Origin of the sequence: Thermoplasma sp., from assembly GCF_008709555.1 — an archaeon.
Lineage (GTDB): Archaea > Thermoplasmatota > Thermoplasmata > Thermoplasmatales > Thermoplasmataceae > Thermoplasma.
Map to the genome: position 1 here is coordinate 1 of NZ_VYIJ01000026.1, position 10,951 is coordinate 10,951.

General features: G+C 45.3%; 12 protein-coding genes. 4 read left to right on the plus strand and 8 right to left on the minus strand.

From position 1 onward, the window contains the following. Positions 1-90 precede the first annotated feature (90 nt). Positions 91-435: a helix-turn-helix transcriptional regulator gene (locus tag F6Q11_RS07035; RefSeq protein ID WP_297027743.1), complete on the minus strand. Its 345-nt coding sequence runs from the start codon at positions 433-435 to the stop codon at positions 91-93. A 281-nt stretch (positions 436-716) separates the two neighbouring features. Here F6Q11_RS07035 and F6Q11_RS07040 point away from each other — a divergent pair, with 281 nt between their 5' ends. Then, positions 717-1,781, plus strand: coding sequence for an arsenic resistance protein (locus tag F6Q11_RS07040; protein ID WP_297027746.1), 1,065 nt, complete (start codon positions 717-719; stop codon positions 1,779-1,781). Further along, positions 1,781-2,233 carry a universal stress protein gene (locus F6Q11_RS07045; protein WP_297027749.1) on the plus strand — a complete coding sequence of 151 codons (453 nt, stop codon included), beginning with the start codon at positions 1,781-1,783 and terminating at the stop codon, positions 2,231-2,233. Before F6Q11_RS07040 ends, F6Q11_RS07045 begins: the two co-directional genes overlap by 1 nt. A 293-nt stretch (positions 2,234-2,526) precedes the next feature. Here F6Q11_RS07045 and F6Q11_RS07050 read toward each other — a convergent pair whose 3' ends face one another. The 4 genes from F6Q11_RS07050 to F6Q11_RS07065 all read right to left on the minus strand — a co-directional run bounded on the left by F6Q11_RS07050 (position 2,527) and on the right by F6Q11_RS07065 (position 6,940). Next, positions 2,527-3,255 (minus strand): carboxymuconolactone decarboxylase family protein, encoded by a 729-nt coding sequence (locus tag F6Q11_RS07050; RefSeq protein ID WP_297027752.1) that lies wholly within the window; start codon positions 3,253-3,255, stop codon positions 2,527-2,529. Between the two features lie 187 nt (positions 3,256-3,442). Continuing rightward, positions 3,443-4,861 carry a B12-binding domain-containing radical SAM protein gene (locus tag F6Q11_RS07055; protein WP_297027755.1) on the minus strand — a complete coding sequence of 473 codons (1,419 nt, stop codon included), beginning with the start codon at positions 4,859-4,861 and terminating at the stop codon, positions 3,443-3,445. Beyond that, positions 4,858-6,348 (minus strand): radical SAM/SPASM domain-containing protein, encoded by a 1,491-nt coding sequence (locus F6Q11_RS07060; RefSeq protein WP_297027758.1) that lies wholly within the window; start codon positions 6,346-6,348, stop codon positions 4,858-4,860. The genes F6Q11_RS07055 and F6Q11_RS07060 overlap by 4 nt, the downstream gene beginning before the upstream one ends. Before the next feature lie 64 nt (positions 6,349-6,412). Further along, the gene (locus F6Q11_RS07065; protein ID WP_297027760.1) at positions 6,413-6,940 is read right to left on the minus strand and encodes a hypothetical protein; all 528 of its coding nucleotides are present in this window, start codon (positions 6,938-6,940) and stop codon (positions 6,413-6,415) included. Between the two features lie 159 nt (positions 6,941-7,099). Between F6Q11_RS07065 and F6Q11_RS07070 the strand changes: the two genes are divergently transcribed. After that, complete coding sequence (locus F6Q11_RS07070; protein WP_297027762.1) at positions 7,100-7,537, plus strand: Lrp/AsnC family transcriptional regulator; 438 nt, start codon at positions 7,100-7,102, stop codon at positions 7,535-7,537. 42 nt (positions 7,538-7,579) lie between these two features. On the opposite strand, the gene F6Q11_RS07075 is transcribed toward F6Q11_RS07070, so the two are convergent. The 3 genes from F6Q11_RS07075 to F6Q11_RS07085 form a co-directional block, all read right to left on the minus strand. Continuing rightward, positions 7,580-8,152, minus strand: a complete 573-nt coding sequence (locus F6Q11_RS07075; RefSeq protein ID WP_367119339.1) for an MFS transporter — start codon at positions 8,150-8,152, stop codon at positions 7,580-7,582. A 154-nt stretch (positions 8,153-8,306) separates the two neighbouring features. After that, positions 8,307-8,702 (minus strand): MFS transporter, encoded by a 396-nt coding sequence (locus F6Q11_RS07080; RefSeq protein ID WP_297027764.1) that lies wholly within the window; start codon positions 8,700-8,702, stop codon positions 8,307-8,309. Between the two features lie 167 nt (positions 8,703-8,869). Further along, positions 8,870-10,111, minus strand: coding sequence for an MFS transporter (locus F6Q11_RS07085; RefSeq protein WP_297027767.1), 1,242 nt, complete (start codon positions 10,109-10,111; stop codon positions 8,870-8,872). A gap of 102 nt (positions 10,112-10,213) precedes the next feature. Between F6Q11_RS07085 and F6Q11_RS07090 the strand changes: the two genes are divergently transcribed. Next, entirely contained in the window at positions 10,214-10,798 is a 585-nt protein-coding gene (locus F6Q11_RS07090; RefSeq protein ID WP_297027769.1) for a TetR/AcrR family transcriptional regulator, read from the plus strand. Positions 10,799-10,951 lie beyond the last annotated feature (153 nt).

A 10,951-nucleotide genomic window follows, 5' to 3' on the forward strand; every position in this document is an offset into this window, starting at 1 on the left:
GGTCTGAAGATATTGCGTTCCTGATATTTCTCGCGATGGCCATCTCAAATGAAATGAGAAAATAAACGATAACATCGGAGAATACCAATTTTATCCTTCCTTTATCTCTTCCAGTTTTTTCGCATACTTCAGAAATGGATCCAGCAGATTGACAGCCCTTTCGTCTATCCTGTAGAATGTGAATTTCTTCCGTTCAGTTCTCGTAAGTATGCCGGCCCTGTAGAGCCTGTTGAGATGCGCAGTGACGGAGGGCTGCGATATGCTGAGCGCCTTCATCAACTGCTGGGTGCACACCTCACCGTATTTCCTTATGAGATATATGATCGAGAGCCTAACCCTGGATGCCATGGCAAGGTACATTCTGGCCATCCTTTCAAAATCATCAATCTCAAGGGGATCAAGCGAGATCGGTCTCTGATCTTCCCGAGCGTTCATATTTATATGAACATTATTTATATATTTAAGACTATCTAGCAAATACATAATCCGAACAGCTCACATTTGTCATAGGGTATAGGCTCAGCCACTGAAAAGCCAATTTATCCCTTGAAAATAAGTTTCTGCGACAACGGCGGATCACGATGTATGAAAGATGCAGCCGACCATGATCCTTTCAGGTTCTCATCTCACGCCTACCCAAGCTGTAAAAGGGCTATAAAAGATAAGGCGCAATTTTTGTATATAATTGTTAAGTATTTTTTCAATCTGCAACCCTTATGTCCGAAATAAGCAGACTAGTGAAGGTCAGAGATCATCTGGACAGATTTCTGGCCGTGTACGTTAGCATAGCCATAATCCTCGGACTTATTGCAGGATACTATGATTATCAGTGGGTTGCACTGAACAAGGGCCTGATAAAGACGTTGGAGCTTGCGGCCATAATAATAATGATATTCCCAATGATGGTCATGATGAACTTCAGGGGGCTAGGAAAGGCCCTGAAGAACTGGAAGCTTCTGCTTATCGTCTTGCTGATGAACTTTGCCTGGGGCCCTCTTATGGCAATACTGCTCGGCGATATCTTCGTGACGGATCCTCTTGTTAAACTTGGCCTCTTTCTTGCATGGCTAGTTCCCTGTTCATCCATGAGCGTAGGCTACGTTGGTCTCATGAAGGGAAACATAGAGGCTTCGACGGCTCTGGTGGCCATAACATTCCTCATAGGCATACCGCTTATACCTCTTTACGCCGGCGCCTACGGGGCAGCATATCACATACATGTATCTGTCATGCTGCTGGTAATAACAATACTGGAGATAATAGTGGCCCCGCTCATCGTCGGTATTCCTACGCACGAGGGCTTGATGAGAAAGCTCGGAAAACAAAGGTTCAGGGAGATAAGCCCTGTGTTTTCCTCCATAACGATGATCGGCATGTTCATGATCATATTTGTCATCTTCTTCGGCGATTCGAGGATGATAATATCGCATATACATGCAGTGCTGGGCGTATTCTATTCCGCCATTGCGTTCGGTACGATTTCTCTGGTATTCCTCACTCTACTCTTCAAGGCACTGAAATTCAACTACTGGGATTCCATGGCCGGTCTCTTCCCGAGCATAGGCAAGAATGAAGGCACAGCAGTGGCAATCGCCGCCACGGCCTTCTCTCCCCTGGTCGCCATAGCTCCAGGTACCCTCCCGATCTTCCAGGTCATCTTCCTGATAACATACATAAAGCTCAGACCCAGAATAGCGCACTTCTTCGGTATGAAGGGCAGGGATGCGGTGTCCCAGGAGGAGATCGAAGAGATTGCTGGATCTGTTGGAGGTGCTAGATAATGGTTAAAATATTGGTTCCGATAGATTTCTCTCCGGATTCTAAGGATTTTGTAGAATCCGGCCTGAGAGTTCTAACAGAAGTAGATGAGATAAACTTCGTGTATGTGATACCGCTTGGAATGAAGGAGCTCGAGGATTTCGTTGACGAGGATGGAATTGAATATGCTAGAAAGAAAGCTGAGGAGAAGATGAAGGATTTCATCAGGGACTTGAACGCCAGAGCTAGGAAGATAACGTATACAATCATGGATGGCGATCCGGCAAGCGTTCTCATAGACCTGGCGAACGGTGGGGAATATGACGCCTTGCTCATAGGCCATCGCGGTTATGCCTACATCTCAGATTTCTTTATCGGCAGTGTCACTCTCAAGCTGATATCCAAGGTCAGAATTCCTGTGATAGTTGTGAGGAAGAGCAAGAAGGCCGGAGAAGATGTATTCGAGGAAAGGTAAAAAATTCATTCAATTCTCCGATTTCAATGATGACATGATCATCACAACATTTTTTTATTTTGATCTGCCATATTATATTGCTGAGATCTGATGCGCGAATGATCTGCACATCTTGTCAATGCATTTATAACGAGAATCGACAATTATATTAAATGCAGCATAACGAGATTCCGGCTTGTGAAATCCATTCAAAAATGCATCACATAAATCTGAAAATATCCGAACTTATACTCAACCCTGAACGCTCTTGGGCCCACTATAGACAAAGATATGGATCTAGCTGAAGATCAGCCTCACTGGGACGTGAGCGTCTTCAGTACATCCAACCCATTTACGAAAGATCTGTTGCCAACCAGAAACCTCGTCGTTGCCAGTATGTCTTCGGCTTCGGATCTTGTTCCACCATTCTTTGCAAACTGCCCAAGGTATACTCTCTCACACTCACGATCCCGGATGGAGGAGCTCACCGCGAAGGCTATAGCATACATTTCCTTTGCTGTCAGCCTAATGGGTTTCAACATCGCTTTCTTCTCTCTGAGATGCTCCTTCACAAGCTGCGAGGAGAAATGGGAAGCCATGATGACCCTTTCTGGAACGGCATCAGCCTCTGATTTCACACCATCCAGCAGCAATTTTATGCCTTCTTCTTCCTCATCAGACCTCTTTTCATCTCCGAACTGATCGATAAGAATATCGATGCTATCTAGGGTGGATGACATAAGTGCCATCTTTGTGGCCCTCATCGCATCAACAATTTCAAGCGGATCTACGCCAAACCTTCTGGCAAGCTTGTAATGTATCATCGCTGATTCTTTTGGACCGTTCGCAAGTGCAACTGACATGGCTATCAATACTCTGGTCTTTATTGAAAGACTGGATCTCCCCAGATAAAGTGATTGATTCTGATCGAACTGTTCAATGGCCGAGTTTTCGTCAAGCTTGAAGAGCAGATCTATTACTTGGGGCATCTCTCCCAGGGATTGTTCTGCAAAGTTCCTTATTTCTTTATATCTTTTATCCATGAAGATTAATATGTGCCTTGTTGAAGAACTTTATACGCAATTTTTTGACCTCGCTGTGCATTTCGACCAACAAATTGTGATTTCAGCACACCATTATTTACAATATTCAATTCATCATTCGCCGCCTTTATGCCATGAAAGTATTATTATAAAAATAAAGAATCGGTTATTCCGATCCATGAAAATATCAGGAAATAGTCTTGGAAAAATCTTCTTGGAGGCCGTCACCCCGCTTGAAGGCTGCTATGGCCTTGGAATAGTACGGTATTATCCGCTTGAACACGAAACCATGATCCCTTATCAGATCGTGTAAAAGATAGCTGGGCCTGAGGTAGAAGCTGACATAGGCTTTTCCGAGCCATCTGAGTATTTCAGCGTCCGTGAAGTTTGCCAGAGCCATAACCGGGCTCAACGTCGTGTATTTCCTCCAGTCCATGGTCTTTATGAGCCCTCTTGATTTTGCAAGGTGCCATAGTCTGGTCCCTGGATATGGCGTTGCTATGGTGAACTGTGCAAGCATGACCTTCACCTTCTTCGCAAACCTTATCGTGTTGCGTACATCCTCCTTCGTGTCGTCGGGAAAACCAATTATGAAGGAACCCAGGGTGTTCAGGCCAGCCTCATTTCCCTTCCTGACGGAGTCCATGGCCTGCTGCAGCGTGATACCCTTTCCTATGAAATCAAGTGTCTTCTGGTTGCCAGATTCTATTCCAAAGTAAACGGTGTGGGCTCCGGAATCTTTCATTGCTTTTGCAATTTCAGCGCTGAATAGGTTCACTCTTGCCGATGCAGACCATCTGATGTCCAGCTTCTCCTCCTTTATTTTATGTGCGATCTCCATGGCTCTCTTCATGTTGAGCGTGAAGGTATCGTCCAGGAATTCTATCTCATGCAGGCCGTAGTCATATACCAGCCTGCGCAGTTCCGCCATTACCCTCTCCGTACTGTGCCCCCTCCACCTTTTCCCAAACTGGAGAGATGACGAACAGAATATGCAGTTGTAAGGGCAGCCTCGTGAAGTCATTATAGTTCCAAACCTCTTCCTGTCTGCGACATAACGGTCCATCGGAAGAAGATCCAGCGCTGGCATGGGTATGGAATCTATGTCCTTTATCAGCTCCTCCGGCGGCGAGATCACTATGCCTCCGGAATTTCTGTACGATATTCCCCTTACCTCCCTGAGATCCTTTTTTCCCTTCAGGTACTGCAGAAGATTCGAGAATACCGTTTCTCCCTCTCCGATAATCACGTAGTCTATATCAGGTGACTCGTTGAGTGTGGTGTCCGGAGTGAAGGTTACGTGCGGCCCACCTATGGCTATCTTAATATCGCTATTGTAGGTCTTTGCGAATCTGGCTATATTGTAGGCGTCTGGAATCATGGATGTCGTTGAGGTTATGCCTATCAGGTCCGGATCATAGGCCTTGATCAACCCCTTCACCTGGCCTTTTGTATAATCCATGGCTATCGAATCAATTATCCTCACATCGTCTCCTTGTTCCCTTGCCACCGAGGCAAGATAAGCCAGGCCAAGGGGCGGGCCGGTTGTCCCTATGACCGACTTTATTACGGAATCTGTCGGCGGAGAGAGCAGCAATATCTTCATGCTTTGACCGCTTCCTGGTTCAGTTTCAGAACCACCTCTTCATAAGCGCTCTGATTCAACAGGCATCCCGGATCTAATTGCATGTAATCGCCGTAATAGCCATAGGCCCTTGCCCGGCATCCACCGCATGAGTATTTGAATGGGCATGTTCCGCAGACGCCTTCGAGATGGTCCCTGTCCCTGAGATCCTTCAGTACCTTTGAGTTCTCCCATATATTCTGAAGGCCGTCCCTGAGTATGTTTCCAACCCGTATTGGAAGGAAGACGCATGGTTCGAGATCTCCGTTATCTTCAAGAGCCGCATAAACCCTGCCTGCACCGCATCCTCCTATGAATTCAGCCATGGCTATTCCGTTTGATCCTGTCTCCATGGTCGCAAAGTGCGTCGGCGAGTAGGTCTTTCCCGTGCCCTCAAGTATCTTGTTTATGCCGATCCTCGAATATTCAGGTGAGGTTGAATATATATCCGGCCCAACCTTCTGCTGCCACTTATCGTATAGAAAATTGAGAAGATCTTCCCTTTCTTTAGGCGTGAGATCCTCATCTATTATCTCTTTTCCCCTGCCTGTCGGTACAAAGTTGAAGACGATGAACTTCTTCACCTTAAGCTGAATTGCAAGGTCAAGCATCCTGTCCATCTGCCTGTAGTTGTACTTGGTTGCGGTTGTCGCTATCGCCGTGTCGAATACTCCCTTCTCCACTACGTTCTTTATGCCCTGAACCGTCCGTTCCCATGCCATCTGCTGTCCCCTGAACCTGTTATGCACCTCTGGATCTGGAGAATCGAGGCTTATTTCCACGTATTTTATGCCGACATCTGCCAGGCGATCCACAACGCCCTTTGTGAGCAGTGTTCCATTTGTGGCTATCGTTGTGTAGAATCCCTTGTTGGAAGCGTATTCAGCGATCTTCCAGAAATCCGGGCTTATGAGCGGTTCACCACCGGAGAATGCTATCATCGTCACCCCAGCTTCATCCATCATGTCTATTGCCCTGATTTTCTGATCCAGCGTCATCTCATCTGGATGTTTCGATCCTGCATTCGCATAGCAGTGAAGGCAGTTGAGGTTGCACTGTTTCGTTGTGTTCCAGACCACCATAAGCGGTGCATCGAATATCTGCGGCTTCGTTATTCCATATTTCGCCACGCTCCTTAGAGTGAGCGCAACACCTTTCCTCACGTATTTTTCCTTCAGAGCGTTTTTGATCGCACCCATGCTATCCACATGGAACGTTTTCATACCTCGCTTTAGCGCGGCCTCGATCATCCTGACCTCCGTTGATTCCCTTATGCCCTCAGGATCCTCAACGCCGGCAAACACACCCAGAAGATGCTCGAATTTCTTCTGGCTCGTCAGCCTTGTCATTATGAATCTTGCAAATCTGTGATCAACTATCTTCTGGAACTGCGCAATGAGCTCAGTGGAATCTGGCAGATTCTCGGATCCATAGAAATTTACCCCTGGACTGTTCTTTTCCTCCGTCATCAGATCTTCACCTCCGCGTCATCGAATATATATGCAATGGTCTGAGAAATATTTTTTTCCCTCATCAGATATTCACCTCCGAATGCTGTTCATCACGGCCTTCCGACCTAATCCGACCACCAAACAGCACGATCGGTATTCTCACAGAATCGAGCAACTTTGTCACGTCCATTATTGAACCGAGGCGATAACAGAAGTCCTTGGCCTCCATGGCGATCAGGTCGTATTTCCCATCATTCGACATGCCAGTTATCGTCTCGAAAAGGTCGCCTTCTGCAACCCTATAATTGTAAACCACGTTTTCGCGTTTTGGCAGCTTCTTTGTGAACCTATAGAGCTCCCTCTCCGCTATGGCCCTGTCATACATCGCTTCATCCATATTTTTCGGAAAACACATGTCCCCGTGTGAAGGTGGCAGTATGTTCAGGAAATCCACGCTTATTTTTCCACCGATCATGCCTAAGAACTCATGAATGGCCTCTATCGCGGAATCATTACATTTTGTTGGGAGCAAGACTCTGGTGGTCCTGGCTCCGTTGGTCGATTTGGATTCTTCTGAGTATTTGCTGCTGGAGTATAACTCCTGAGCCATATTTAATTATGTATGGAATATAATTAAGGATTTTTGACAAATATTGCAATTATTCTGCGCCATTCATCAATTGGTTGTCATAATTCAGTATTCCTTTATAATTTTGTTAAAAAATGAAGAGACAATAAAATTCTTAATATGGTATGCCATTAATTCTCCGTGAAGGATTTTAAAATAGACCGCCTGGATCAGGAGATACTCGCGCTTCTTGAGGAGGATTGCACCCTAACTTATTCAGATATAGCGAAAGATCTAAACGCAAACATGTGGACGGTGAGAGACAGGATCGAACTTCTGAAGAAGAGAGGCGTCATTACAGGTTGCAAGGCGATACTCGATTACTCAAAGATGGGGTATGGCTGCGAGGCAATGATATTTCTTGTGATCAATCCATCCAGGATGAACGAGTTTATCTCGTTTCTCAGATCCGAAACGAGAGTGAAGGAGGTAACGGTCATGACAGGCGACGAGAGAATAATGATAAATATAGTAGACAGGGCATGTTCTGACATTAAGGAGTTCATCCAGCAGAAACTCAATAGTTTCGAAATAGAAGTGAAGGAATTTAACATAGTACTGGAGCGTCCCATCAGATGATTGGGCCAATTTTTTGCCTAAGCGCATTATCCTCATCCTGGTTTAATATCCGGGCTTAAGCCTCTTCCTCAAAATAAACACTCTCAGCGCAAGGATCATCAGCACGATTGTTACTGGCGTTATGAGAAGCATGAGTAGTTTGAAACCAACCATATTCAGAAAAGTGCCTCCGATTACCGGCATGATCACCATCATGAGCATCATCGTTGAGGTGAAGTAGCTGTTAGCCACATTTCTCTCCTCAAACGTAAATGATCGCCCAATTGAAAACATGGCGATTGGCATGCCGAGTCCATGTGGTATTCCGAGAATGATGAACGCAGCTGCATAAACCATTATATTGCTGCTCAAAAAAATCATGACGAGTCCGAGGATCGAAATGGACATCATAAAAATAACATACGGGAATATGGCTCCAATTTGAAGAATAGAGAATAGTACCCTTGTTGTAAACGATGCCGTAAAGAAAACTGCGAAAAGGATCGCGATCAGAGAATAGGAAGCGCCATAGGCCTGCCTGGCAAATATTCCTCCAAATGAAAGTATCAGTGCTGTTGACATACTGTACACCAGGAACGTGTAGATTCCAACCTTAAAGCCAGGATGATCCCACACAGATGATCTTTTGCGTTGTTCTTCTCTTCAGGGAACCTTACTAGTGGGGAAAGAATTGCCACGATGATTCCAAGTGGCGAAAAGAACAAAAAAGCGATTCTAAGCGAATAATGATCGAGAATGACCGACTCCAGAGCCGGTCCTGCAATCAGGCTTACCGCCAGCGCAAGAGTGTAGATCGCAAGTATCCTTTCCCTGACATTTTGTCCTGAAACAACCCAGCGGAGGTCATTATGTTCGGGAAAATGAATCCATAGGATAAGCCACTGGCCAACACGAGGACCACTACTGAAACAGAAGAAGAAAAGAAAAATGAGAAGATTGTCATGGGATATGCAATTGAAGATCCTATGAACAGTTTTTTGCGGATCCCGACATGAATTCTGCTGTTCATAAGGGATGAAACAAGTGCGGAAGCTGAAAAGGCTGCAACAAGCATCCCCACAAGGAACTGGCTGTACGAAAGATCATACTTTGCCAGAAGTGGTATCGTTGTTTGAATCATATTGTTGCTGGCCCTTATGACAAAGGTCAGGGCAACAATGATCACGACGGTGTAGAGAGCTCCCGCAGTCAGCTCGATCCCATTCCGTGCTCTACCACCATCGCATCCTCACCTCATTCTGTTCTGATCCTGAAGGGTGTGAAGTTAATTGGAATATCATCCTCGTCCTCCTGAATAGGGATTGGAAGCGCAACCCCTGCCATGCTTTCATCTCACGCCTTCGCGTCCTTGTTTTCCTTCGGTACCGTAATTTTTACTGGTCTAAGGAGAAGTTCCCATACGAAGAGTATTCCAGTTATAGCAGCGAATATCCATAGCGTCGCTGTAAATCCCAAGTATTTGACAGAGAACATGTATCCCACCAGAGGCATGAGTGCGGACATGATCATCATTGACGAGCTGAAGAATGATGTTGATGTACCTATCTCTTCGGGCTTGAATGTTGTATTCGCTATCTGTATTCCAAGAGTCCATGCAATTCCGTCAGGTATGGCTGCTATCAGAAAGGCGAAGATGAAGAATACCACTGAAATGGAGCTAAGAGCAAGGGAAACGGAGGAAATCAACGCTATGGTTACAGCGAAGACCATGTATGGCCTCCTATTCTGTATGGGTGACTTTAGCCTTATTATGAATCTGGTAACAACATCACCAATGAACATCACGGCTAAGAGATAGAACACCGTTGTTGAGGAAAGCCCGAGGACGCTGCCATATATGACCCCGTATGAAAATATAATGTAGAATGGAATCGTATAGGCGAATGCTGCGATGACTGCCCAGTTGAACTGCCTGTTTTCGAAAAGTGAAGAGATACTGGCATTTCCCTTATGTCCCTTGGCCTCCATGTACTGTAATGCATATCTACCCCTGAGCGCAAAGACGAATGGTATTGCGACGAAGGCCATGACGGCAAATATAAGGAATATCTCCTTTATTCCGAGGTGAAGGAGGTACCCAGTGACAAATGGTGCAATGATGAGCGCCAGAGCCACCCAAAAAGAAAATGATGCCTGTTCCACCTGCCTCTTTGACTGATCCTTGGAGGCCATGCCTGCCATGGTCATGAACGAATCCATGACCAGCCCAGTTATGAAACCGTCAACGATCATAAGCCCATATACATCTGCATAACCTGACACAAATATATAGAGGGGCATCGTGATGCCTAAAAGGACGAGTGAGACTATTTCAACAGTTCTTAACTGGCTTGGTTTGAATGTACGCATCAAAAACGCAGAGGCAGCAAACGCAAGTGTGAATAGGGCAAAGCCTATGCCAACCTCAAAGGAGTTCATATGAAAAGCCAGTCCGAGAGATCCGATCGATGTCTGGTAGAACTGAAGGAGGAATCTCCCCATGAATGCTGCTATTATAATCAGCCATTCAGCGCCGCTTACGAGCCCGAAATCAAGCCCAACTTTTCTTAAGTTTTTATTCTGTGCTGTTGCCATGATTGACTGTATGGTCAAAAACTATATTAGTCTTTTTACTGACTGATCGATTTATGCTGACCAACCGATTAAGAGATATACAATAATTGCATTAACTATAATATGAATAAAGATGGCGATAAAGAAGAAAAGATCCTTAACGCTGCCATAAGGGTCTTTTCCAAGAAGGGCTATGATTCAGCAACGATCGATGAAATCGCATCAAAAGCCAAAGTTAGCAAGGGTATAATTTTCTTTTATTTCAAGAAGAAAGAGAATCTGGTTGAAAGAGTAGCACTGTTATCTGTGCCTGTGAAGGAGATTACCGATGTAAATAAAAGGGATCATCGTACTGCAAAGGATCTCATTATAGATTTCGGTTTATCATTTCTGAGGAAATACGAGAGTCCTGAACTCCGAAATCTCCTTCTGATGACCATGGCAAATAAGGGGAGGCACAAACGGATCGAACTCGCGCTCCGTGAAATGTGCTTTCAGGAAATGGACAAAATGTTCTCAAATCTAGAAGCGCTTACGGGAAATAAGGTACCCACACCTGTGAGAAGGGCCTTCTTTGGATCGCTCCTCTGCTATGTTGTCTGGTGGAACGACAATAATATGGATCCTGAAGAATATGTAGATATTCTGGCCGAAAATATTCTGAAGCTGATTGGAAATGCCCAGGATAATGTTGAAATAAAAAAATAGTCTCACACTGGTCGCTTTAGCTGCAAGGTGCGCGGCGATCTAAGGCTATGTTTTCCATTAACTCCGTTAATAGATCCATTTGTGAGCCACCCCTCAGATGAAGCATCGGAGCTTCCTTTCAACGAAGAGACATCTGCCTGTACGGATATATTC